Origin of the sequence: Actinoalloteichus hymeniacidonis (assembly GCF_014203365.1) — a bacterium.
In the GTDB taxonomy this organism is placed as follows: domain Bacteria; phylum Actinomycetota; class Actinomycetes; order Mycobacteriales; family Pseudonocardiaceae; genus Actinoalloteichus_A; species Actinoalloteichus_A hymeniacidonis.
Window position 1 is genome coordinate 5,471,319 of sequence record NZ_JACHIS010000001.1, and the last position, 23,284, is coordinate 5,494,602.

Annotated in this window: 20 protein-coding genes; 8 read left to right on the forward strand and 12 right to left on the reverse strand. The window is 67.6% G+C overall.

Translation table 11 applies throughout. From position 1 onward, the window contains the following. Positions 1-121 precede the first annotated feature (121 nt). Together phoH2 and BKA25_RS23090 are read right to left on the reverse strand one after the other, a co-directional pair. On the reverse strand, positions 122-1,399 hold the full coding sequence (phoH2, locus tag BKA25_RS23085) for an RNA 5'-3' helicase PhoH2 (RefSeq protein WP_069846692.1): 1,278 nt from the start codon (positions 1,397-1,399) through the stop codon (positions 122-124). Positions 1,400-1,955: 556 nt separating this feature from the next. Then, positions 1,956-3,200: a DUF885 domain-containing protein gene (locus tag BKA25_RS23090; protein ID WP_069846690.1), complete on the reverse strand. Its 1,245-nt coding sequence runs from the start codon at positions 3,198-3,200 to the stop codon at positions 1,956-1,958. Between the two features lie 578 nt (positions 3,201-3,778). Between BKA25_RS23090 and BKA25_RS23095 the strand changes: the two genes are divergently transcribed. Next, entirely contained in the window at positions 3,779-4,039 is a 261-nt protein-coding gene (locus tag BKA25_RS23095) for a cousin-of-CoaP protein (protein ID WP_069846688.1), read from the forward strand. 227 nt (positions 4,040-4,266) lie between these two features. Further along, complete coding sequence (trhA, locus tag BKA25_RS23100) at positions 4,267-4,893, forward strand: PAQR family membrane homeostasis protein TrhA (RefSeq protein ID WP_084642512.1); 627 nt, start codon at positions 4,267-4,269, stop codon at positions 4,891-4,893. Between the two features lie 71 nt (positions 4,894-4,964). On the opposite strand, the gene abmR is transcribed toward trhA, so the two are convergent. Both abmR and BKA25_RS23110 read right to left on the reverse strand, forming a co-directional pair. Then, on the reverse strand, positions 4,965-5,582 hold the full coding sequence (gene abmR, locus BKA25_RS23105) for an ATP-binding transcription factor AbmR (protein WP_069853257.1): 618 nt from the start codon (positions 5,580-5,582) through the stop codon (positions 4,965-4,967). Positions 5,583-5,718: 136 nt separating this feature from the next. Beyond that, a complete protein-coding gene (locus BKA25_RS23110) occupies positions 5,719-7,827 on the reverse strand; it encodes a thioredoxin domain-containing protein (RefSeq protein WP_069846686.1) in 2,109 nt (702 codons plus the stop codon). A gap of 271 nt (positions 7,828-8,098) precedes the next feature. On the opposite strand from BKA25_RS23110, the gene BKA25_RS27410 reads away from it, so the two are divergent. Both BKA25_RS27410 and BKA25_RS23120 read left to right on the forward strand, forming a co-directional pair. Beyond that, positions 8,099-8,239 carry a hypothetical protein gene (locus BKA25_RS27410; protein WP_216637787.1) on the forward strand — a complete coding sequence of 47 codons (141 nt, stop codon included), beginning with the start codon at positions 8,099-8,101 and terminating at the stop codon, positions 8,237-8,239. 102 nt (positions 8,240-8,341) lie between these two features. Then, positions 8,342-9,253 (forward strand): Abi family protein, encoded by a 912-nt coding sequence (locus tag BKA25_RS23120; RefSeq protein WP_216637786.1) that lies wholly within the window; start codon positions 8,342-8,344, stop codon positions 9,251-9,253. An 82-nt stretch (positions 9,254-9,335) separates the two neighbouring features. Here the strand turns inward: BKA25_RS23120 and BKA25_RS23125 are convergent, their stop codons facing one another. Together BKA25_RS23125 and BKA25_RS28090 are read right to left on the reverse strand one after the other, a co-directional pair. Then, entirely contained in the window at positions 9,336-10,271 is a 936-nt protein-coding gene (locus BKA25_RS23125) for a pPIWI-associating nuclease domain-containing protein (protein ID WP_216637785.1), read from the reverse strand. A 324-nt stretch (positions 10,272-10,595) separates the two neighbouring features. Next, entirely contained in the window at positions 10,596-13,292 is a 2,697-nt protein-coding gene (locus BKA25_RS28090) for a pectate lyase family protein (protein ID WP_069846683.1), read from the reverse strand. Between the two features lie 295 nt (positions 13,293-13,587). Between BKA25_RS28090 and BKA25_RS23135 the strand changes: the two genes are divergently transcribed. Next, positions 13,588-14,466 carry a spermidine synthase gene (locus BKA25_RS23135; RefSeq protein WP_069853255.1) on the forward strand — a complete coding sequence of 293 codons (879 nt, stop codon included), beginning with the start codon at positions 13,588-13,590 and terminating at the stop codon, positions 14,464-14,466. A 7-nt stretch (positions 14,467-14,473) separates the two neighbouring features. Here the strand turns inward: BKA25_RS23135 and BKA25_RS23140 are convergent, their stop codons facing one another. Genes BKA25_RS23140 through mca form a run of 5 tightly spaced genes read right to left on the reverse strand, consistent with a single transcriptional unit; the run spans position 14,474 to position 20,326 of the window. Further along, positions 14,474-14,962 carry a DUF6247 family protein gene (locus BKA25_RS23140; RefSeq protein ID WP_084642511.1) on the reverse strand — a complete coding sequence of 163 codons (489 nt, stop codon included), beginning with the start codon at positions 14,960-14,962 and terminating at the stop codon, positions 14,474-14,476. Positions 14,963-15,010: 48 nt separating this feature from the next. Then, positions 15,011-17,593: a polynucleotide kinase-phosphatase gene (locus BKA25_RS23145; protein ID WP_069846679.1), complete on the reverse strand. Its 2,583-nt coding sequence runs from the start codon at positions 17,591-17,593 to the stop codon at positions 15,011-15,013. Beyond that, complete coding sequence (locus BKA25_RS23150) at positions 17,590-19,068, reverse strand: 3' terminal RNA ribose 2'-O-methyltransferase Hen1 (protein WP_084642509.1); 1,479 nt, start codon at positions 19,066-19,068, stop codon at positions 17,590-17,592. Before BKA25_RS23150 ends, BKA25_RS23145 begins: the two co-directional genes overlap by 4 nt. A 41-nt stretch (positions 19,069-19,109) precedes the next feature. Beyond that, the gene (locus tag BKA25_RS28095; protein ID WP_236750476.1) at positions 19,110-19,448 is read right to left on the reverse strand and encodes a hypothetical protein; all 339 of its coding nucleotides are present in this window, start codon (positions 19,446-19,448) and stop codon (positions 19,110-19,112) included. Then, positions 19,445-20,326: a mycothiol conjugate amidase Mca gene (gene mca / locus BKA25_RS23160; RefSeq protein ID WP_069846676.1), complete on the reverse strand. Its 882-nt coding sequence runs from the start codon at positions 20,324-20,326 to the stop codon at positions 19,445-19,447. The genes BKA25_RS28095 and mca overlap by 4 nt, the downstream gene beginning before the upstream one ends. A 145-nt stretch (positions 20,327-20,471) precedes the next feature. On the opposite strand from mca, the gene BKA25_RS23165 reads away from it, so the two are divergent. The 3 genes from BKA25_RS23165 (at position 20,472) to BKA25_RS23175 (ending at position 22,727) form a co-directional block, all read left to right on the forward strand. Then, positions 20,472-20,948: a DUF4307 domain-containing protein gene (locus BKA25_RS23165; protein ID WP_084642507.1), complete on the forward strand. Its 477-nt coding sequence runs from the start codon at positions 20,472-20,474 to the stop codon at positions 20,946-20,948. 178 nt (positions 20,949-21,126) lie between these two features. Continuing rightward, positions 21,127-21,615, forward strand: a complete 489-nt coding sequence (greA, locus tag BKA25_RS23170) for a transcription elongation factor GreA (RefSeq protein WP_172803729.1) — start codon at positions 21,127-21,129, stop codon at positions 21,613-21,615. Positions 21,616-21,779: 164 nt separating this feature from the next. Continuing rightward, positions 21,780-22,727 carry a phosphotransferase gene (locus BKA25_RS23175; RefSeq protein WP_069846671.1) on the forward strand — a complete coding sequence of 316 codons (948 nt, stop codon included), beginning with the start codon at positions 21,780-21,782 and terminating at the stop codon, positions 22,725-22,727. Positions 22,728-22,783: 56 nt separating this feature from the next. Here BKA25_RS23175 and BKA25_RS23180 read toward each other — a convergent pair whose 3' ends face one another. After that, the gene (locus tag BKA25_RS23180) at positions 22,784-23,284 is read right to left on the reverse strand and encodes an Lrp/AsnC family transcriptional regulator (protein WP_069846670.1); all 501 of its coding nucleotides are present in this window, start codon (positions 23,282-23,284) and stop codon (positions 22,784-22,786) included.

The following is a 23,284-nucleotide window of genomic DNA, read 5'->3' on the forward strand; positions in this document are numbered from 1 at the left end:
CGCCTGATCGACGCGAGCCGGGCCGCAGCCGGTGCCAAGGCCGGACCCGGGCCCGAACAGACGACCGTGCCGCCGACGCTAGAGGGAGGCGTCGGCGGCACGGTGACTCAGCTGCCCTGCATCACAACGGCGTATCGCCCTCCAACATCTCCGTCACCAGCGCGGCGATCGGAGACCGCTCGGAACGGGTGAGGGTGACATGGGCGAACAGCGGATGCCCCTTGAGTTTCTCGATCACCGCTGCCACGCCGTCGTGCCTGCCGACCCGGAGGTTGTCCCGTTGTGCCACGTCGTGGGTCAGCACCACCCGTGAGTTGGTGCCCAGCCGCGACAGCACGGTGAGCAGCACGTTGCGTTCCAGGGACTGCGCCTCGTCCACGATGACGAAGGAATCGTGCAGCGAGCGTCCCCGGATGTGGGTCAATGGCAATACCTCGAGCATGCCTCGGTCGACGACCTCGTCGATCACATGCTGCCCGGCCAGGGCACCGAGGGTGTCGAACACCGCTTCGGCCCACGGCTGCATCTTCTCGCTCTCGCTACCCGGCAGGTAGCCGAGTTCCTGTCCACCGACGGCATAGACCGGCCGGAAGACCACCACCTTCCGATGCTGCGAGCGCTCCATCACCGATTCGAGCCCCGCGCACAGGGCCAACGCCGACTTCCCGGTTCCGGCCCGGCCCCCGAGCGAGACGATGCCGATCTCCGGGTCGAGCAGCAGGTCGAGCGCGATCCGCTGTTCCGAGGATCGGCCACGCAGGCCGAAGGCCTCCCGTTCGCCACGGACCAGACGGACCCGCTTGTCCGCCGTCACCCTGGCGAGCGCGCTGCTCGTTCCGGCGAGCAGCCGCAGACCCGTGTTGCACGGCAGGTCCCTAGTCTCGTCGAGGTCGATGATGTTCTCCTTGAACAGGGAGTCCATCACCTCCTGGTCGATGTCGAGATCGGTCATCCCGGTCCACCCGGAGGGCGTGACGTTCTGCGCTCGATACTCGTCGGCGACCAGACCGACCGACCCCGCCTTGACCCGCAGGGGCATGTCCTTGGTCACCAGGGTGACGCGCCTGCCCTCGGCGGCCAGGTTCAGCGCACACGCCAGGATGCGCGCGTCGTTGGAATCGGTGCGGAAGCCCGGCGGCAACACCGAGGGATCGGTGTGATTGAGCTCCACATGCAGCGTGCCGTCGGCCTCCCCGACGGGGATGGGCCGATCCAACCTGCCGTGGCTCAGCCGCAGGTCGTCCAGCAGCCGGAGGGACTCCCGGGCGAACCAACCCAGTTCGGGGTGGTGCCGCTTGCCCTCCAGTTCGCTGATCACCACCAGCGGGAGGACCACGGAATGCTCGGCGAATCGAGTGATCGCCCAGGGATCGGACAAGAGGACCGACGTGTCGAGCACGTAGGTGGCGGTGCGATCCTTCGTGCGGGACCCGCGAGAGCGGGTGGCCCGCTTGGCGGGTTCAGCCGTCACCTCCGAGTTGTTCGACTTCGTGCTGGAGGTACTGCTGGCGGACCGCCTCGAAGAACGGGGTGCAGTCACGGCAACTCCCTAGCGACCACGTGGCGCGGACGCATCTCGGTGGGCCGGGTACGCTCCTGGCCGTTCGGATACGCCGGTTATCACCCGCGGAGGGCACGAGCGGCCGGAGCCTGCCCCACGCCCCTGCCAGCTGACCGGATCGGCAGGCCTGACGCCTGCAATCCGTTGCCGTACCCACTGAAATCACGACGTGAGCCTCCCGGGGCGGGCCGCCTCCGTCACGACTCGCCTCTTCGGACGCTACCTCCGCTCACCGGCATCTGGCACGGGCCACACAGGTGATTCGCCGAGCGGTAGTCCGCACGCTACGTGCAGGCCTGGCCTGGGAAACCTGGTGTTTCACCAAGCACATGCAGGCGAAACACCGACGTCGCCGCCACGCGGTCCGGCCGGATTCGGAAACGGCCCAACCGGCTCACCAGCAATCGAAGGTTGGTTCGCTCACCCGTTCAGCGCAATCGATCTCCGTCCGAACGGACTCGGGCACCAATGGTTCGTCCAGCAATCTCGCATAGCGGACGCCCAGGGGCTCCGCCGCAGGCCGCAGATCGAGCCAGGTCCGCAGCAAGCGGTAGCCCTCGACATAGGTGGTGGTGTATGCCCGCCACAACGGGTCGGCGAGGAAGCGGAGTGCCTGTCTGGCACGTCGATCCGAGATCAGCAGCCAACGGCGGAGGAAGGCCACCACCTCGTCCTCGTCGGCTCCTCGGTCGTGCAGCATCAGCGCGGCGTCCTGTCGGACTCCGAGCAGGCCCGCTCGGACGGTCTCGACGCGCTCGACGAGTTCGCCCTCCATTCGGAGCCCGAGGTCGGCCATGATCTCCGAGGTCCATCGCCCCCAGCCCGGGCCGACGATCGCGTGCAGTCCCAGGTCGGCCATGCCCTCGGCCATCAGGCATTGCGGGGTGTTGACCAGAAAGATCGTCTGTTCCTGCTGGCCGGAGCGGCCGACGAGGCCTGCCTCCTTGCGGCAGTGCTCGGTGTGATGCCCCGGATACGACTCATGGGCGATCAGATGCGGGAGATGCGCCATCCGATGGCCGATGTCGGTGTTGATCGACACTCGTGACCGGTAGTCGCCGAGGTAGTAGTTGAAACCGCTCCATGGTTTGTCGCTGACCACCTCGTATTCGACGGCCTCGTGCTCGGGCAGGCCGAACTGGGCCCGCACGCGCTCGCGGAGCGCGCCGGAGATCTCGCGGACGCAGCCTTCGAGGCGATGCGGTGGGATCTCGTCTCGTCTGCGTAGGTCGGCGAGTCTTTCCGGCAGTGGCCCCGAGCCCGGCAGCAGGGCGGCGAGATCGGCATGGACGGCTCGATAGGCATCGGTGTCGCCGGGTGCGATGCGAACCTGGAAGTAGGACTCGACCTCGTCGACGAAGCCGATCTCCTGGCCCGCGAGCCGCCGACCCGAACATTCCAGCGCGGTGAGTTGGGCGTCCAGGAACCGGGTGCGCTCCGCCGCCAGCCCTGCGGCGGGTAACCGCGCGCGCAGTTCGGCAGCCCACCGCGCCAATGCGGCGGGCTCCGGACGCGGTTCGAGATCGACCTGTCGTCGCAACCGAGGGTCGCCCGGATAGGCATCGACGAATCCTTCGACCAGGCGATCGAAACGCAGCCCCAACAGCAGGTACTCGCGAACGAGCTGGTTGCCGTCCATGGACCGGGGAGCCTACGGGCCGAGTCTTCCTTTCACGAGAGCGTGCGTATACCAAAGTCGTCACGCACCCACCATCATCGGGGGCCGGGCGTGGTACCAGCACAGATCGCGAACAGTAACTAATATCGAGTATCAACCTGCGGTTTCACTAACGAGTGAAAATCAACGGAAATTGCGATAACCACTCGATGGTGAATACCCGGTTGGATGATCTCGACTTAGTTAGAATTATTCTTTCACACAATAGTGTGACTCCGTTTCCCAGGATTGGCTTTCTGCTAGTAACTTTTGCCCTCGGCAGAGAAACACTTCGACTTCGCGACGTCAGTTCGCTGGTTCGAAGCCCCGAAACCGGTCGCCGGGAGTGGCTCGGAGACCGTAAACGCCTGTCGAGGAGCCTGCGCCAAGCCTGAATGTTGACGCGTTTTCCGTCGAGACGGGAACCCCTCGGCGTCGGTCACGACCGCCATGACGGGGACCGCAGATCCGCAAGGCTCTGCTGCTCGAGTCGGCCTGTCGCCTCGAGTAACGGCACACCGGGAATCCCGAGCTACATTCCAAGAGGAGAGTGAATCCAAGTGCTGAAGAAGGCAGGCGCTGTCGCCGCTGCTGCAGCCGGTCTGATGATGCTGGCTCCGGCCGCATTCGCGGGCAGCTACGACAACGATGGCATCAACATCCTCAACGACAACCAGCTCAGCGTGCTGCCGATCCAGCTGTGCGGCAACAACGTGGCCGTCCTGGGCATCATCGTCCCGATCGCCTCGCCGCAGATCAGCGACTGCACCAACGCGCCGCTGACCAGCGACGTGGGCAACACCACGAAGATCGTGGACTGAGTTCTCCCACGTAACACCCCGGCGGGGCGGTAGGCATCTTGTCTGCCGCCCCGCTGACGTGTCCGACCGGTATGTCCGGGCAGGCGAGCTTCCGGCCCCGTTGCCCGTATCGCGGCAGTCGCCTGCGGTGTCGCCGCACACATGTGCCCCCGATACGTAACCTACGGTCCCGTAACCTGGGGCACGTGACCGCAATAACCGTGCCGAAGCCGCTCGCGAAGCCTCGGATGCGCGGCTGGATCCACCTCTGGTCGTTCTTCATCACGCTGATCTCCGGTGGCACGCTGATCACGCTCGCCGCGACCACCGCCACCGCAGCCGCGTGGATCTCGGTGACGGTCTACGTACTCACCATCCTCGGGCTCTTCGGAGTCAGTGCCCTCTACCACCGACATCATTGGGCGAGCAATGCGAGCCGGGCCTGGATGAAGCGGCTCGACCATTCGATGATCTTCATCTTCATCGCGGGCACGTACACGCCCTTCGCCGTGCTCACGCTGTCCGACCAGACCGGGGCCGTGGTCCTCGGGGTGATCTGGGGCGGCGCGGCGGCAGGGGTCGCACTGAAGCTGCTGTGGCCGCACGCGCCCCGCTGGGTGGGGGTGCCGATCTACATCGGCCTCGGCTGGGTCGCCGTGTTCGTGATGCCCGAGATCGGTCAGAACGCCGGGATCGCGGCGCTGGTCCTGCTCATCGTGGGCGGCGTGTTCTACACGGTCGGTGCGGTGTTCTACGCGACTCGCTGGCCCGACCCCTGGCCGACGGTGTTCGGGTATCACGAGTTCTTCCACGCCACCACGGTCGTGGCGGCGCTCTGCCATCACATCGCGATCTGGTTCGTGTTGTTCGGCTAGATCCCGCCGACGCAGTCGAAGGGGTGGCCTGAACACCACGCCCGTCGACTCCGCTGGCGGCCGCCTGCGGATCAGGTCAGGTCGGGTCCCTGGGTCCGCAGCTTCTCGACCTCGGCCATCGCGCCGCGCAACTCGCCGAGCCAGTCGTCCGCGTGCTCGCCGACCAACCGCACCGCCCACGCCAAGGCCTCCGAACGGGAGCGGGCCACTCCGGCGTCGACCAGGGTGTCCAGCACGAGTCGCTCGGACTGGCGCAGCCTGGTCATGACCGGCACGGAGACCGTGGTGAAGTGCTCCTCGGTCTCCCCCAGCTTCGCGCCCCAGGCGACCTTGCGCCCGTAGCGGTGCTCGGCCTGCCGAGCGATCTCGATGCGCTCCTCGCGGGTCTGCTCGCGGAACCTGGCGATGCGTCCCGACTCGGCGGCGCTGCGCGCGGCATCGTCGGTGAACTCATCGGTCAGTGCGGGCAGCTCGCCGACAACGAGGATCTCCTCGCGGTCGATGGTCAGCTCGGGAGCTTCGACGAACCAACCGTCGGGCAGCCGCCCGGCGAACCAGCCTGCGGCGTCGTCGGTGGCGGGCAGGTCGGTCTGCTGCCAGCCGCCGCGTCCTCTGCCTCGGCCCCTGCCGGGCCGTCCACCACCGGGACCGCCGCCCCAGCCGCCGTGTGGACCGCGACCCACTGCCATGAATCGTGCGTACATTACCGCCTCCATTGCAACGATTACTTGATTACACCTCTTGCAACGTTGCGGGGGGCAGCGCTTGTTCCCGTGGCAGGCCCACTCGCGGGACAACCACGGGACAGACTGGAGAACTCGCAGGTCAGCGGGTCAGGGCTGCACGCAGTTCCGCCGCTTCGGTCAACGGCAGATCGCAGACGTAACCCCGGCAGACATAGGCAGCAGCGGCGCCCCCGATCGACGTGCGGTCCGCCAGCAAGGGCACGCCCTGATCGTCGCCGAGGCCCGCGACCACCACCGTGCCGCCCGGCGCGAGCGAACGGGCGGTCGCCAACAGCTCCGCCGCGCCCGACTCGTCGGTCCCGGCCGCGACGGCGATCTGCAGCGGTCCGGTGATCATGCCCTCGGCGACCGTGAGCCAGTGTCCGGCGAAACGAGGGCTGCGGGCGACCAGGACGCCCGCCCGTGCCAAGGCCTCCTCTGCTGCGGCCCGATAGCGACCGGCCCGCTCCGGCCCGGTCAATGCCGAGGCCGTCAGCAGGGCCTCCGCCGCAGCCGAGGCACCCGATGGGCTGGCGTTGTCGCCCGGATCGGATGGCCTGCGGACCAGGCGTTCCGCGTCGTCGGCGGTGTCATGGAACAACCCGGACACCTCCGGATCGGCGAAGTGTCGCAGCGTCGCATCCAGCAGCGTCTCGGCCTCGGTCAGCCAGCGCGGGGCCGCGGTGGCCTGATGCAGGGCGAGCAGCCCCTGCGCGAGGCTGCCGTAGTCCTCCAGCACCGCGCGGGCGCTGCCTGCCGTGCCATCACGCGAGCTGCGCAGCAGCCTGCCGTCGGCGAAGTGCAGCGAGAGCAACAGCTCGGCGGCCTCGACCGCTGCGGCGATCCAGTCCGCCCGGCCCAACGCCGTCCCGGCCTCGGCGAGTGCGGTGATCGTCAAGCCGTTCCAGGCGGTGACGACCTTGTCGTCCCTGGCCGGTTGGGATCGCCGGTCGCGGGCGACCCGAAGGGTGGTCCTGATCCGCTGCCACCGCTGCCAGCCGGGCGCGCCTGCGGATTCGGTCTGCGTGGCTTCGGTCGCCACGGCTTCGGTCGCCGCCGGTTCAGCAGCAGCGGAATCGGCCTCGGGCTCGCCATCGGGGTCGGCGAGCAGCCGCAGGGTCGAGCTGCCGTGTTCGAAGCTGCCCTCCTCGGTGACCGCGAGCAGCCGCGCCGCCCAGGCACCGTCTTCCGCTCCCAGGACGTCGATTAGCTCGGCGGGGGTCCAGACGTAGGTGCTGCCCTCGACTCCGTCGGTGTCGGCGTCCAGCGACGCCGCGAAGCCGCCCTGTTCGGTGCGTAGTTCGGTGAGCAGGAACTCGACGGTCTCGGTGGCGATCCGCTCGGCGAAGGCCGAGCCGGTACGGCGAGCCAGATGCGCGTAGACCCGAACCAGCAGCGCGTTGTCGTAGAGCATCTTCTCGAAGTGCGGCACGATCCACTGCGCGTCCACGCTGTAGCGCGCGAAGCCGCCCGCGAGCTGGTCGTAGAGCCCACCCCTGGCCATCGCAGCGCAGGTCTGCTCGACCATGCGCAGTGCGCTCCGATCGGCGGTGCGCTCGTGGTGCCGCAGTAGGAACTCCAGGACCATCGACGGCGGGAATTTCGGCGCCCCACCGAATCCGCCGTTACCCCGATCGAAGCCCGTGGTCAACGCGGCAACCGCCGAGACCAGCGTGCTCTCGTCCACCGCAGCGGCGGGCAGCGGCGCGGTCTGCTCCGCCAGGCCCGCGACGATCCGGCCCGCAGCCTCGCGGACCTCGTCGTTGCGCTCGTGCCATGCCTGCGCCACGGCATCGATGAGCTGCGGAAATGAGGGCATGCCCGGCCGTGGCGTCGGCGGATAGTAGGTGCCGCAGTGGAAGGGCTCGCCCTCCGGAGTGAGGAAACAGGTCATCGGCCAACCGCCGCTGCCGGTCATCGCCTGGGTCGCAGTCATGTACACGGCGTCGATGTCCGGCCGCTCTTCACGATCCACCTTGACGTTGACGAAGTTCTCATTCAGCAGGCCTGCGATCGCCGGGTCCTCGAACGACTCATGGGCCATCACGTGGCACCAATGGCAGGCGGCGTAACCGATGGACAGCAGCACCGGGACATCCCGCCGCGCCGCCTCGGCGAAGGCCTCCGGGCCCCACGGATACCAGTCCACCGGGTTGTCCGCGTGCTGTTGCAGGTAGGGACTCGTCGCGTCTGCCAATCGGTTCGCCATGATTCCGAGCCTCCCAGCAGGTGCCGACGCGCGCACCAACGCCCCGCCGCCGGGCAGGCGGGCCGACCGGCGGCGGGGCTGCCGCGCTGGAATGACCAGCGCCGCGTAGGTGGTTCGATCAGAGATTCACCGGAGTGCCGCCTCCAGGGAGCCGCAGCTCGCTACGTCGGCTTCCTGATGCGTCAGGATCGCTGGAAGGAGCTGAAGGCTCCAGCTCGAACGCAACAATGCCTGAAAATCACACCACCGTGTACTAGACACCTACCTGCGAATGCTGTCGAAGTTCCGCCGCATCAGGGACAGCCGCCAGCGCGGCACCAGCCGCTACGACCATCTTCTCTCATTCGACGAGCTGCAGCAGATCTCGAACGCGCGGGTGCATCCTTCGAACCGTCTCAGGACCGACCGGTGAAGCGCGCAGAGAGCCGCGTGTGCTAACCTTGATGTATCACGACCGGTTCCGCCTGCCTCGGCAGGTCCAGGGCCGGTCCTCATTTTTTTCGGGAAGGTCCGCGTGAGTACAGGGGTGAAGGAATTCCTTCCCTACAAGGACCAGCTCGACCTGCTTGTCCAGCGAGGTATGGACGTCGGCGACCGAGAATACGCGGCCGACTTCCTGCGTCGCGTTAACTACTACCGACTCAGCGGCTATTGGTACCCGTTCCGGCAGCTGGTCAACAGGACACGCACCGATGACTTCTATCCGGGAACCCGACTCGACGACGTCTTCGCACTCTACGAGTTCGACGGCCGACTGAAGGCGGCGACGTTCTCGGTGCTGGCTCCGATCGAGCTGGCGTTACGTGCGCTCCTCGGCCACGAACTGGGCCGCATCGACCCGTGCGCTCATCTCGATCCAAGTCTGCTCGGTCCGACCGCGCGTAAGGGCGGCGCGTACGCGAAGTGGCTCCGCGGCTACGAGTCGGAGCTCGCCCGGTCGCGAGAAGACTTCGTCGAGCATCATCGCCACAGATACGGTGGACGACTCCCGGCCTGGGCCGCAGTCGAAATTCTTGACTGGGGAAGTCTCACGTACCTTTACGGCTTCGCGCCTCGCACGGTCCAGGACGCCGTCGCCAATACGTGCGGACTAAGTGCGCCCCAGCTGACGAGCTGGATGAAGGCGCTCAACCTCGTGCGAAACACCTGCGCACACCACGGTCGGCTATTCAACCGTGTCCACACCATCATCCCGAAGCTGCCACCTGCGGACCGACATGCGGATCTCAACGCAGCCGCGTCCGAGTGGAACCGCACCTTCGGACAACTCACTCTGATCCAGTTCCTTCTCGACCGACTCGAACTCGGCCGCATGAGGTTGCTCCCGGCTGTGGTGAAGACCTTCCCGTCTGTGACTGCCGTGCCGCTGGCTCACCTCGGTGCTTCACAAGATTGGGAGACCGCGAGCCGACTCTGGGCAGGATGACGTGCTTCCCGGCGGCATTGATGCCCGCCGCAGCTGGGTGCTTCAGCACTGGCAGATCGCACGCTAGAACGGTTGTCAGGAATCAGCCCGCACAAAGCAGGTGAATGAATCCGATTGCCGACTCAACTCGGACGCGCAGGGCGCTGAGCTGCGTGATCGTGAATCGCCCTGCGTGCCCGTGTGTGCCGTTGTTGAAGTCACGGAAGAGGGTGAGGACGTTGTTCATGTCCTCCTCCACGAGGCTCTCGATGGACTCCTCGTGGATGCCCTTGCGCTGCAGGAGGAAGCCGACCTTGGCCCGTCGAGTCGGTGCTCCCTTGTCTGTCCGGTCGCAAGCCGGATCGGCCTCGACGACGCTTGCGTCAGGCGCTGCGCTGTCGATCATCTTGATCAGAACCTCGCGTGCGCTGGTGCAGAAGTGGCGAGCAGCGTCGGGGTTGCGTGGGCTCAGGGAGAACAGGGCTCCCGTCCATCGGTCGACGAGGTCTTGTCCGAACGTCGCGAGCTCGGCCTGCATGCTCGGACCGCGCAGGCCGTCCTCGGTCGGGTCATCCTCGGGCGCGCCGTCGCCGTCCATCGCGTTTAGCAAGTAGGCGCTGTTCGCGGCCTCTTCGCTGCTGCGGTCGACGAGCTCGCGGCCTGCGGGCGTGACGCTCCGTCCGGCCAGGCTCTCCTCGGTCTCGGTGTACGTCCGCGCGAGAGTCTCGACCGACGCACGGTACGTGACGAAGGTCGTCGCTGCCGGACGCGAATTCAGACGGCGGATCTCCTGGTCGAGGCGATGGCGTTGGTTCTCGACCCTGGCGTTGTGGGCACGGGCCTTGACGTTGTACGCCCGCAATTCGCGGTTGTAGTCGTTCACGGACTTCTTGACCGCCGCGTTGTGCTGGCGGGCTTGGCGGTTGTACTTGTCGATCGCCTGCTTCTGCTGACGCTGCGCCCTGTTCACTGCGGCCTTGAACTGAGCGGGTGTCATTTTCCGGGCCATGTCGATCAGTATGTCGGCGGGCAAGGACATTTCCAGCCCGTTGTCAACGGAGAGGGTTCGAACCGGCAGCGACAGTTCGCCGCACCGTCAGGGTTGCGAATCCGCTACGAGACGCCGTTCCTGTGGTTGCGAAAGCTGTGAGGACGAGCAAGACCGAGCAAAAAATCGGAGTCACGGGCGTGGCTCGGTCACAAGCTACGGAAGAAGCGGCCAGCGACGCCGCTGCGGTTCGCCATGATTCCGAGCCTCCCAGCAGCCGCCGACGCGCGCACCAACGCCCCGCCGCCGGGCAGGCGGGCCGACCGGCGGCGGGGCTGCCGCGCTGGAATGACCAGCGCCGCGTAGGTGGTTCGATCAGAGATTCACCGGAGTGCCGCCGAGGGTCACCTCCAGGGAGCCGTCGGAGGCGAAGCTCCAGTCCAGGTTGCCGGAGTACTGCGAGCACCGGGATCCGTTGGAACCGGACCACCACTGGTTTCCACCAGCATCGTTGCCGATGATCCGGTCGTTGGACCCGCTGTTGCAGGAGGTGTTGTTCCGGAAGTCGGAGTCACCGCCGTCGAAGTTGTAGTTGCGTTCCTCGCTGCCGATGCTCAGGTTGTTCTCGATCGTCATCGAGCCGTGGTTCCGGTTGTAGGTGAACCCGTGCTTGCCGTTGTCGAAGGCGATGGTCCGCACCACGGTGTGGTCGACCGAGATGTCCTCGCCGCCGAGCTTGAAACCGTTGCGGTCGCCGCTGGAGTTCTCGGTGCCGTCCGAGAGCGTGCCGTTCTCATACGACAGCGAGTCCTCGATGGTGACCTCGCCGATCGGGCCGGTGTCGCCCTTGGTGTACAGATCCCAGCCGTCGTCGATATTGTTGTGGGCCACGCAGTTGCGGAAGACGTTGCCGGGGCCGACGGTGAGCTTCGGGGCGAATCCGTCGGCGTCCTCACCGTCGGAGTCGGCGTTGTCGTGCGACTCCGAGCTGAGGATGAGGTTGTTCGAGGGCCACTCCGAGGCGGGCGCCCCTGCGGCATAGCGCGACAGTTGCAGCCCGGTGTCCCGGTTGAACCGCGTCACCACGCGCTCGATGATGTTGTTGTTCCCGCCGAGCAGGATTCCGTTGTCGCCTGCGCGTTCGACGATGATGCCCTGGATATGCCACCAGTCGGCGCCGATGGCCAGCCCACGGTTGGACGAGTCCTCGCTCTGCGCCGAGAAGTTGATGACCGGGGTCTCGCCGGGGTAGGCGAAGAGCTCGGTACGGCTGCTCGAGGTGCCGTCGTTGCCGGGCTCGATGTGGACGGTCTCCGACTCGTTGTAGGTGCCGCCGCGCAGGTAGATGGTCTCGCCGGGGGCGACGCGATCGATCGCCGAGGTGAGCGTCGTCGGGTCGGACTCGGTGCCTGCGGCGTTATCGCTGCCGTCCGGCGCCGCGTACAGTGCCTCGCCGGTCGGCGGCGGCTGGTCGCCCCCGCCGTCATCGTCATCGTCGTCGTCATCGTCGTCGGGCGGCGTGGTACCTGCGGCGAAGGTCTCGATCTCGGCGACCCGTGGGGTGCCGTTCGAGCCGGTGATGTGAATGGAGATCTTGCGCAGCGAGGTCGCGGCGAAGGTGGTGACTCCCGCCCCACTGCCGGAGACCAGGACGGCGCCGGTGTCGTGGTTGACGACCTCCCAGTTGCGGATGTTGCCCTCGGCTCCGGCCGCCTCGCGGATGTTGACCGTGGACACCGTGGTGGGCGAGTTCCACTTGACCGAGATGCGACCGGTCGAGCCGTTGGGCGACCAGTAGGTGTTCAGGTTGCCGTCGACGACGTTGCCGTAGCTGGTCCCGGATGCCTTGCTGGAGCCGTCGGCGCCCGCTCCGAGGCTGAGGTTGGCTCCGCTCGGCGGATCGGTCGGGTCCGGGTCCGGCGGGTCGGTCGGGTCGGGATCCGGGGGATCGGTCGGATCCGGCGGCTGCGACGAGCACTGGCCGTCCGACACCAGCAGTCCCTTGTTGGCGCCCGCCGTCTCCGCCACGATGCCCGCCACGCATTCGGCGTCGTCGAGGCGGTAGTCGTAGGGGATGCTGACGGAGGTGGTGGACTCCGGGTTGGGGCCCGCGGGATAGTTCTCGTCGTCCTCCTCGGACCAGGTCACGTTGTCGTAGATGTTGCCCGCGACCTCCCACGTACCGCGCTCGTCGGTGTAGAAGGTGCCCAGGACGTCCTTGGAGTCCTGGAAGTGGTTGTTCTCCACCTTGGCCCGCGCGCCCGCCCGCGAGTTGATCCCCGATTCGACGAGGCCCTCGTAGTGGTTGTTGAACGCATGGGCGATGCCGCCGCGCAGCAGGGGCGTCCGGGAATTGAGGTTCTGATACACGTTGTGGTGGAAGGTGACGTAGCCGTTCGACCGGTCGCTCTCACTCGATCCGATGAGGCCGCCACGCTCGGAGTTGCGCAGGATGCTGTAGGACAGCGTCACGTACTGCGTGTTGTTCTTCATGTCGAACAGGCCGTCGTAGCCCTCGTCCTCGCCGCCCGAGGCCTCCAGCGTGAGGTGGTCGGCCCAGACGTTGCGGACGTTGCTCTCCATGCCGATGGCGTCGCCACCGTTGGACGTCGGTGAGCCCGACTTCTTGACGTTCCGGACGGTCAGGTTCTGCAGGATGATGTTGCTGGAATCGCGGATGTGGATGCCCAGCTGGTCGAACAGGGCGCCGCTGCCGACCCCGACGATCGTGATGTTGCTGATGTTCTTGAGTTCGATCCGGTCGTCGTCGGTGTCGCAGCTGTCGCCGGACACCTTGCTGGTGTTGCCGTGGTTCACAGTGCCCTCGACCTCGATGATGATCGGGGTGCTGCTGTCGGCCCGCGAGCACAGGGCCTCGTGGATCTGGGTGCCGGTGGTGGCCCGGACCGTCTCTCCGCCCGCACCGCCGGTCGTCCCGCCGTTCTGACTGGCGAAGCCGGTCGCGGTGGCGGGGGCTGCCACGGCGCCGGTAGTGGAGATCACCAGTCCTGCAACGGCCAATGCCGAGGTCGCCAGCACGGCACCGAGCCGCGCGGCTAATGGTCTTCTCATGGGTTCTCTCCCCATCCGTTGTCGAATACCGAACTTCACTTTTTCGCACGCTATCGAATGAGCGGGTAGCACTCATTGTCGAAATATCGACGCAGTTCTTCTCGTGTCGTCGAATAGCTCGTCAGCTATCCAGTCCACGCAGATCCGGCAATACGGGAAAGCGTTTTCCCAAGTGGGAGAAGGGTAGGTTATTCATCGTATGGTTGACAAGGTTTCACCATAAAAGCGTTCACACCTGGATCGGTATGGGGCGGCACCCCGAGGCCTTCGGGGGCGAATGGCGCACACTGACCGGATGAGCAGCAGGCGCGGAGCGGCCAAAGGCCGGGCGAGGTGGACGGCCGAGGTCGTGCAGGCGTCGGTAGCAGGCGGCGAGGCCGTGCTGCGACCGGACACCGATCGCCGCGACTCGTGGACACTACTGGTCAACGGCACCCCGCAGTCACATGTCGACCTCGCCGAGCCGGACTACCTGCTCTTCGAATACGTGCGCCGGATCGGTCATGTGGTCGACCTCGTCGCCGAGCCCTCGTCGGCATTGGACGCGGTGCATCTCGGCGGCGGCGCGCTCACCCTTCCCCGATACGTGTCGGCGACCCGACCGGGGTCACGGCAGCGGGTCGTGGAATACGACGCGGCCCTGACCGAACTGGTCCGAACACACCTACCCATCGATAAACGCGCCAGAATCCGGATCAGCGGGGCCGACGCTCGCGAATGGCTGTCCCGACAGCGTCCCGCCGGGGCCGATCTGCTGATCGTCGACGTCTTCGCGGGCGCCAGGACGCCCGCGCACCTGACCTCGACGGAGTTCGTCGCTGCGGCGGCCGCGCTGCTGCGGCCCGGCGGGATCTATGTGGCGAATGTGGCCGACGGCCCGCCGCTGAGCTTCGCCCGCAGACAAGCCGCGACCCTGCGCGCGGTGTTTCCCGAGACGCTGCTGATGGCCGAACCCGGCCTGCTTCGCGGCCGCAGATTCTCGAATCTGATCTTGGTCGGCTCGACGGCGCCGCTGCCCGTCGCCGACCTCGTCCGTCGGACGGCTAGCGATCCGACGGCGGCCAGGGTCGTCGCCGGCGCCGACCTGACCGAGTTCATCGGCACCGCAACCGCAGTCACCGATGCCGACGCACGAGACTCCCCTATGCCTCCTGCGGGGATCTTCGGCGGGTGAACACCCGTCAGGTTTGACCGCTGTGGCTCGCTGGCGCCACACCGTCCGCAGGTCGGGAAACCGGACCGAGATCACCATCCACGGGCTTGGTCAACCGCGCAGCCAGCTCCGGGTCCGCGTAGATCGCCGCAGTGGCCTTCCACTCCCGAACCGTCTGCGCGAGTACCGTCCAGTGCCCCAGCTCCGCTGATGTCCGAAAGGCCCTCGCCAGCTCCGCAACGAACTCGGCCCGAGCATCCTCGGAAAGCACATCGACCCAGGGAAACTCCTTGATGGCGGCCCTCGCCAACTCTGAGGGGACCAACTGCGAGGTGAGCGACCGCACGAGGCGTGCCGCGTCCAAGGCGCCCTCGATCCTGCTGTTGGCCCGGTCTTCGCGGGTCAACAGCAGGGCGGGCCCATCCCGTCGATGAACTCGCACGTCACCCTCATCGGCCAGCCGGGCCACCGACTTGGGATCACGTTGCAGCTCGCTCCAGTGCACGTCTGCGGTCACAAGGCAATTCTGGACCTGATTCTTCGCAAAGCTGGCTATCTCGGCCTCTCACAACCTCGGATCGACCGGGTCGGATTCCAGGGCCAGCACCGCGAAGGCGCATTCGTGCACCCGCCACAGCGGCTCGCCGCCTGCCATCCTGGTCAGGCCCTCCAAGCCCACTGCGTACTCGCGCAGGGCCAACGACCGCTTCGAGTCCAGCTTGCGGTCCTTCAGCCGCGTCAGGTTCTCCGGTCGGAGGTAGTCGGGGCCGTAGATGATCCGCAGGTACTCCCGGCCGCGCACCTTCAGTCCTGGTTGCAGCAGTCGGTTCTTGGCGCTGACGAGGTTTGCGGTGGGCTTGACGACCATGCCCTCGCCGCCTGCGGCGGTCAGCTCGTCCCACCAGGCGATGCCCGCCTCGACCTCGCCGCTGTCCGCCAGTTCGACCTCGATACGTCGGGTGGCGCGGAAGGTCTCCGGGGCCGAGGCGACCAGCCGATCGGCCAGGTCGAGGTGCCAGCCGTGTGGGCGGTCCTCGTAGGTGTGGCCCTCCGTGGCCAACAGCTGGAACGGCGCCAACCGGATCTCAGCGAGGCCGGTCAGTGGCTCGCAGTAGCGTCGATAGGCGGTGCGGAACGCGGCCGCATCGGCGGATCTGGCGGTGGTGCGGGCCAGGAGTTCCGTCACATCGGCTCCCCGCGCCGCAGCGGCCGTCAGGCTGGCCACGGCCTCGGGCAGGGCCGCCTCGGCGGCCGCTCCGACGGCGGCGAAGTCCTCCCGGATCAACACGTCCGCCTTGGCGTTCCACGGCAGCAGTTCCGTGTCCAGCAGCAGCCAGTCCGTCGCCAGCTCGGTCCACAGACCGGCCTGCTCACAGGCCGAGCGGACCCGGTCCAGCAGGGCTTTGGTGTCCTTCTCGTCGAAGAACGATCGCCCGGTTCGGGTGTACACCGCGCCCGCGATCGCGGCCTGGACCTCGTCGCTCATCCCGAATCGCGACCGGGCGGTCTCGGCATTCCGGCACACCAGCACGACCGCCCGGGAACCCATGTGCTTCTCCTCGCACACGACCCGGCCCGTGCCGGCCGCGCGATAGAACTCGAAGGCCTCGGTCGGATGCTCCAGGACATCGGGCCGTGCCGAGGTCGGCGTCGGCGCCATCGTCGGCGGCAGGTACAGCAACCACCGAGGATCGAGGGAGAAGCGGCTGATCACCTCCAGCGCGGCTGCGGCCTGCTCGGCTCGCACCGTCACCCGGCCGTGGTGCGCGGTCTGGACGACCCGCTTGCCCGCGACGTCGTCCAGCCGAAGGACGTCGGGCTCGACCCGCGCGGGTGCCGCGTCCCCGCCCGGCTGCGACCCGGTGGCGGCGACCAGCGGCCGAACCGGCTCGTACCAGACCTGCTCCGCCGGTACCGAGACCAACTCCCGCTCGGGATAGCGCAGCGCGCTCAGCTTGCCGCCGAACACGCACCCGGTGTCCAGACACAGGGTGTTGTTCACCCACTCCGCCGTCGGCACCGGCGTGTGCCCGTACAGCACCGTTGCCTGTCCCCGGTAGTCCTTGGCCCACGGATAACGCACCGGCAGCCCGAACTCGTCGGTCTCCCCCGTGGTGTCGCCGAACAGGGCGAAGCTGCGAACCCGACCGGAGGCCCTGCCGTGATAGCGCTCCGGCAGGCCCGCATGCGCGACCACCAGCCGACCGCCGTCGAGCACGTAATGCGCCAACAGCTCGTCGCAGAACTGCCGCGCCCGTTCGACGAACTCCGCCGGTTCCTCGGCGAGCTGGGCCAGGGATTCGGCCAGTCCATGCCCCACCGAGACCTTGCGGCCCGCCAGCGCGCGAACGAGTTTCGCCTCGTGGTTACCCGAGACACACAGTGCGACGCCGTCGGCGACCATGCCCATGACCAGCCGCAACACGCCCGGGGTGTCGGGGCCTCTGTCGACGAGGTCGCCGACGAAGACGGCACGCCGATCGCCGGGCGGCCTCGCACCGACGGCCCGCCCCTCGGCATCCCTGCGCAGTCGGTACCCCAGCTTCACCAGCAGCGATTCGAGCTCGGCCCGGCAGCCATGCACATCACCGATCACGTCGAACGGCCCGGTCTCGCCACGCAGGTCGTTGCGCAGCGGCTCCAACCGCACCTCGGCGGCGGCGACCTCCTCCGGGCTGCGCAGCACGTGTACGCGCCGGAAGCCCTCCTTGGCGAGCCCGGCCAGCGATCGACGCAGCTCAGCCCGGTGTCGACGCACCACGTCGGCGCCGAACGAGCGGTCGGACCGGCCAGCGTTGCGTTCGATGCACACCCCGGCGGGCAGGTCCAGCACGATGGCCACCGGCAGGACGTCGTGTTCCTTGGCCAACTTGATCAGGCTGGCGCGGGCCTGGCGCTGGACGTTGGTCGCATCGATCACGGTGAGCCTGCCGAGCGCCAGCCGGGCGCCCGCCACGTGGTTCAGCGCCTCGAAGGCGGGCACGGTGACCGACTGATCGTTCTCGTCGTCGCCGACCATGGCGCGGAAGGCATCGCTGGCCAATACCTGGGTCGACAAGAAATGCGTACGCGCGAAGGTGGACTTGCCGGAGCCGGTCGCGCCGATCAACACCACCAACGCGGTCTCGGGCACGGTGAGGGTGGTCATGCGCCTGCTCCTTCCGATGCCGAGGCGTGGTCTACCGCGGTGTCCTGGCCCGCCGCACGCGGTGCGGCGGGATCGACCTCGGATTCCTGTCGGTTGAAGACGGCCAGCTGGGTCAGCGGCCCGAACTCCGGGTGCGTCGCGCCGACGCCCTCGAAGCGCACCCGATAGCGGTAGCGCCTGCAGATCTGTCTGGCCCAGGCCGCGAACTCGCCCCTGGTCCACTCGAACCGGTGGTCGGTGTGCCGGAAGCCGGCCGGGGTCAGCGTCTCGAATGATGCGTTGTGCTCGCGGTTCGGCGTGGTCACCACCACGGTGCCGGGCCGGGCATGTCCGAACACCGCGCGTTCCAGCGCGGGCAGCCGGGCGGGGTCAACGTGTTCCACGACCTCGACCAGCGCGGCGGCGTCGTAGCCGAGGAGTTCGTCGTCGAGGTAGGTCAGCGCCGACTGCCGCAGGGTCAACCGCGAGCGCTGCGAGTCCGACAGACGTTCGACGCCGATGCGCTTCTCCGCGATCCGCAGGGAGCGCATCGAGACGTCCACGCCGGTGACCTCGGTGAACGTGGGGTCGGCCAACAGATCGGCGACCAGCTCGCCATTCCCGCAGCCCAGGTCGACCACGCTGGAGGCACCGGAGGCACGCAATGCCTCGACGACCGCTGCCCGCCGTTCCCGCGCGGCCGTGCCTCGCGCCGGGCGCTGCTCGGCGACCGTGTCGGGTGCCACGTTCTCCTCGGGGACCTCGGCGGCCAGCCTGCCGAGAGCGGAGGCCACGTAGTCCCCGCGATGCGCGAGATATCGGGCGGTGATCAGATCCCGTTCCGGATGAGCGGCCAGCCAACCGGCGCCCGCCCGCAACAGCTTGTCGACCTCCTGCTCGGCCACCCAGTAGTGCTTGCCCGCATCGAGCACCGGCAACAGCACGTACAGCTGGTTCAGCGCGTCGGCCAGTCGCAGCGTCCCGGTCAGACGCAACCGCGCATAGGGCGAGTCGCCCCAGCCGGGGAACTCCGCGTCCAGGGGTTCCACCACGGTGTCGACCTGCCAACCGAGTGGCTCGAACAGCCGATGAATCAACCCCGCGTCGCCCCGTGTGGGCACTGCGGGGACCTCGATCACCAGCGGGATCGCCGTGTCGGCCAGTTCGGGTCGCGCATCACAACGGCCTCGCATCGCGGTGGCGAAGACCGAGCCCAGGGCGACCGCCACCATCGAAGAGGCCGCATACGGCCGGTCGTTGACGTAGGAGCCGAGACCGAGGTCACGCCGATCGCCCCGCGCCGCCCGCCGGGCCAGGGCGATCGGGTCGATCTCCAGCAGTAGGGCTGCCGTGCAGACCGATTCCTGTGCCTGCGGGTAGAAGACGTGTGCCGTCCCCGCGGGCGCTGGGAAGCTCTGCACCCGATCCGGATGCTTGTGCAACAGGAAGCCCAGGTCCGTCGCCGGTCGATGGGTGGTGGTCACGGTCACTAGCACCGCGCCATCCTGTCGCAGCCGGGCTCCCCAGCGCAGCCCTTTTAGCTGGGCTCGGCCGAGCCGCCCTTCGACGATCCGCTGCTCTGACCTGCGGCGCCGACGGTGACCTCCGGGGAGGCGGCAACAGCACCATCACCCCGTGGATCCGTGGGTTCGGCGTCATCCCGCGATGCGTCGTCGGCGGGCGGATCGAAGCTGGCGGGCAGTCTGCGCAGATGCCGGGTCATCGATCGGACCAGCAGACCCACCGCCACGAAGAACAGGATCAGCAACACCAGGCCGACGGGCGAGGACTTACCGAAGTCCTCACCCTGTCCACCGGGATCGTCCACGCCGAAGGCCAACGTGGACCAGGCCAGGTTGTTCGCGATGCTGATCACGCCATTGCCTTCTCATGCAGACCCGCGAAGAGGTCGTTCTCGGGCAGCGTCGCATCGACCAACGACCGGACCAGCTCGTACTCCTCGGTCGGCCACACCTCGCACTGCACGTCCAGCGGGACCGCGAACCACCTGCTGTTCGGGTCGATCTGGGTGGCGTGTGCGATCAGGGCCGCGTCCCGAGCGGCGAAGTGATCCGAGCACTCGACCTGGGTCGTGACCCGCTCCATCACGTCGGGGCCCTTCTCCTCCCAGTTCGCCAACCACTCGGCGTAAGGCGACTCGATGCCGCGCTTCAGCAGTTCCTCGTGGTAGGTGGTCATCTTCGCCCGCGAGAAGCCATGCGAGTAGTAGAGCTTCGAGGGCTGCCAGGGCTCGCCCGAGTCCGGGAATCGCTCCGGGTCGCCCGATGCGTCGAACGCGGCCATCGAGATCTCGTGGCAGCGGATGTGATCGGGGTGCGGGTAGCCGCCGTTCTCGTCGTAGGTCACCACGACGTGCGGCCGGAACTCACGCATCACCCGGACCAGCGCCTCCGTGGAGACGTCGAGGTCGACGAGTGCGAAGCAACCCTCCGGCAGCGGCGGAAGCGGGTCGCCCTCGGGGAGTCCGGAGTCGACGAAGCCGAGCCACCGGTGCTGGACACCCAGGATCTCCGCTGCGGCGGCCATCTCCTGGCGTCGCACCGCAGTGATGTTCTCGCTGATCTCCGGCCGTTCCATCGCCGGGTTGAGGATGCTGCCCCGTTCGCCACCGGTACACGTGACGACCATCACCTCGTGCCCCTCTGAGACGTAACGCACCAGGGTGGCGGCACCCTTGCTCGATTCGTCGTCCGGGTGAGCATGCACCGTCATCAATCGCAGCTTCTCAGCCATGGTGCGAACCGTCGTCCCTCCTGCTGGGTTAAACCGCCCCCGGCGAGCAGCCCGCCAGGGTGGTCCGGGGATACTCGTCAACACGGGTAACAATGCCATTGTTCCCGTGCTCCCCGACAACCCGCGTTTGAGGTATGCATAGGCCGTGAACGAGACCCCGTCGACACCGTCCGGTGAGCGGCCCGAGGGCCGATACGGCAGTCGCACCCGCCGCCGACCACGGTGGGTGGTCGGAGTCTCACTAGGCGTCGCCGCCGGGCTCGGACTCGTTGCGTCGGTCGTCGCCTACAACAACTTCGGCCCCGCGCCGATCCAGGCCCAGCAGACTGCGTTCGACATCACTTCCGACGCCGGTCTGGATCTGAGCTTCGAAGTGGTGCGGGACGAGCCGGAGCGCGCCGCGGTGTGTGTCGTCGCCAGTCGCGCCGAGAACGGCGACGAGGTGGGTCGGCGCGAGGTCTTCGTTCCGCCCGGCGAGGGCACACAGATCTACACGACAACGTTGCGCACATCGCAACCACCGGTCATCGGTGAGGTATTCGGCTGTTCGTATGACGTGCCGGAATACTTGGTCGACACTGTGGTGACACCACCAGAGGGAGGGATGCGGCCAAGCGGGTGAACCGCAGCTCACAGCCCGGCCCGACGCAGGAAAGCACGCGACGGGCCTCTTTTGGCGTGCTAACCTCGAAGGACAGCACGGTCCCCTGGTGGGCCGTGTTTTTCCGTATCCGGGCCGCGCGCCCGGATGGCTGCGGACGGGCCGACGCCTGTTCGGGACAGAACGAGGAGTGGTGACCGTGAGCGACACCCAGGTGACCTGGCTTACCCAGGATTCCTTCGACAGGCTCAAGCAGGAGCTTGAAGACCTGATCGCGAGCCGCCCGGTCATCTCAGAGAAGATCAACGCCGCCCGCGAGGAGGGCGACCTCAAGGAGAACGGCGGTTATCACGCCGCCCGCGAGGAACAGGGGCAGCTCGAGGCGCGCATCCGGCAGCTCCAGGAGCTGCTGCGGGTCGCCAAGGTCGGCGAGACTCCGACCGAGTCCGGCATCGCGCAGCCCGGCATGGTCCTCACCGTTCGTTACGCGGACGACGACGACACCGAGAGCTTCCTGCTGGCCACCCGCGAGGAGGGCACCCAGGGCGACCTGGAGGTCTACTCCCCCAGCTCGCCGCTGGGCCAGGCACTCCTGGACGCCAAGGAGGGCGAGACCAGGGAGTACGAGCTGCCCAACGGCGGCACCATGAAGGTCACGCTGGTCAAGGCGGTGCCCTTCACCGGCTGAGGCCGCACCAGGCGATTCGACGGGGCCGCGTTCCTTGGGAGCGCGGCCCTTCGCATGGGCGGTGTCGATGCGCTGCCAGGGCTGGTGTCTTGCGCGGCGACGAGGCCGGGTAAAGCGGACTAATTCCTTCGCAATCACCCTGTGTGAACTGGCACGATTCCGCAATGCCCGAATTCATGACACCTGAGCAGATCGCCGCGCGGGCGACCCGCGCCCTCGATGCGGCCGTCGCCGCAGGCCGCGATCTCGGGCTCACGGTGGACGAACCGCGAGTTCTGCACGACGTGTTCTCCGTGGTCGTGCATCTCGCCCCGTCGCCGGTGGTGGTCCGGGTGCCCACCGTCCTGCCCTATATCGACCCGGTCGCGCAGGCCGCCCAACAGCGCCGGGAGCTGGATGTGGTGGCATGGCTGGCGAGGCGGGGCGTTCCGGTGATCCCCCCGAGTCCACTGGTGCCCGCAGAGCCGGTGCAGCGCGATGGCTTCTCGATGACGTTCTGGCAGTTGGTGGAGCAGGACAAGGACGCGGAGCCGGATTACGTGCGCAATTCGGCGTTGATCGCCGACCTGCACGCCGCGCTGCGCGACTACCCCGGTGAGCTGCCCTTCCTGTCGGCCGCCGATCCGAGGATGGTCACCGAGAGCTTCGTCTTCCTGGAGTCGCATCCCGAGCTGTTCGCCCCGGGGGATCTGGACCGCGCCCGGCGGGAGTGGGCGGTCTTGGAGCCCTTCGTGAGTTCGCGCGAGCGTTTCGAGGCGCGATTCCCGGGGGTCGACCTTCAGCCGATCCATGGGGACGCACCGGCCTACAACATCATGGCGACCTCGAAGGGGATGCTGTACGCCGACTTCGAATTGATCTCGCTGGGGCCCGCCGAGTGGGACTTGGCGGCGTTCGGTCCGGAGGCCGAAGCCGCCTACGACGTCGCCGCGCAGGGCTTGGGCGGTCGGACGCTCGATAAGGACGTCCTGAAGTTCGTCAACGCGATCGGCATGTCGCGCGCGGTGGCCTGCCTGGCGATGTCACCACAGCTGCCGATGCTGGCGGATGCGGTCGCACCTGCGGTCGAGCAGTGGCGGGAGACGCCCTTCGCGGGCGGGTTCGTGAGCTGATCAGCCGGTTGCGGCGGCTGACGTGCCGCCGCAACCCGTGTCCGCGCGGTCCTGGGTCATTCCGGGTCCGCATTCCGGACCAGCCGTTCCAGCAGCGGCCGCACCCTCGGGGCCACCGGGGTGGACAGCGCGATCGACGTCGAGGTGCGTTGCACCCAATCGACGTCGACCATCTCGTCGATCACCCGTTGCAGGTCCTCGTTGGAGCGCGCCACGATGCGGACCAGTAGGTCGCCCTGACCGGTGGTGGCGTGCACCTCGCAGACCTCGTCGATCTGCGTCAACCGCTCGGCGACCTCGCCGCGTCGGCCCTGCGAGATCTCCAGGATCGCGAAGGCCGTCAGTCCGTAACCCATCGCGGCGAGGTCGATGCGGGGCGGGAATCCCGTCAGCACGCCGCGTCGGGTGAGCCGTTCCAACCGGGCCTGGACGGTGCCTCTGGCCACCGCGAGCCGCCGGGCGCACTCCAACACGCCCAGGCGTGGTTCGTCGATCAACAACAGCAACAGTCGGGCGTCGAGGGCGTCGAGTGGGTCTTGCTCTGTGTGGCGGCTCAT

What these genes read in the sequence shown, in the direction of transcription:
- BKA25_RS23180 (WP_069846670.1), bottom strand. Translation starts at nt 23,284, where the DNA reads ATGAGCCGCCACACAGAGCAAGACCCACTCGACGCCCTCGACGCCCGA.
- BKA25_RS28090 (WP_069846683.1), bottom strand. Translation starts at nt 13,292, where the DNA reads ATGAGAAGACCATTAGCCGCGCGGCTCGGTGCCGTGCTGGCGACCTCG.
- trhA (WP_084642512.1), top strand. Translation starts at nt 4,267, where the DNA reads ATGCGCGGCTGGATCCACCTCTGGTCGTTCTTCATCACGCTGATCTCC.
- BKA25_RS23135 (WP_069853255.1), top strand. Translation starts at nt 13,588, where the DNA reads ATGAGCAGCAGGCGCGGAGCGGCCAAAGGCCGGGCGAGGTGGACGGCC.
- BKA25_RS23145 (WP_069846679.1), bottom strand. Translation starts at nt 17,593, where the DNA reads ATGACCACCCTCACCGTGCCCGAGACCGCGTTGGTGGTGTTGATCGGC.
- BKA25_RS23125 (WP_216637785.1), bottom strand. Translation starts at nt 10,271, where the DNA reads ATGTCCTTGCCCGCCGACATACTGATCGACATGGCCCGGAAAATGACA.
- abmR (WP_069853257.1), bottom strand. Translation starts at nt 5,582, where the DNA reads ATGGCAGTGGGTCGCGGTCCACACGGCGGCTGGGGCGGCGGTCCCGGT.
- BKA25_RS23110 (WP_069846686.1), bottom strand. Translation starts at nt 7,827, where the DNA reads ATGGCGAACCGATTGGCAGACGCGACGAGTCCCTACCTGCAACAGCAC.
- BKA25_RS27410 (WP_216637787.1), top strand. Translation starts at nt 8,099, where the DNA reads ATGCTGTCGAAGTTCCGCCGCATCAGGGACAGCCGCCAGCGCGGCACC.
- BKA25_RS23090 (WP_069846690.1), bottom strand. Translation starts at nt 3,200, where the DNA reads ATGGACGGCAACCAGCTCGTTCGCGAGTACCTGCTGTTGGGGCTGCGT.
- mca (WP_069846676.1), bottom strand. Translation starts at nt 20,326, where the DNA reads ATGGCTGAGAAGCTGCGATTGATGACGGTGCATGCTCACCCGGACGAC.
- BKA25_RS23175 (WP_069846671.1), top strand. Translation starts at nt 21,780, where the DNA reads ATGCCCGAATTCATGACACCTGAGCAGATCGCCGCGCGGGCGACCCGC.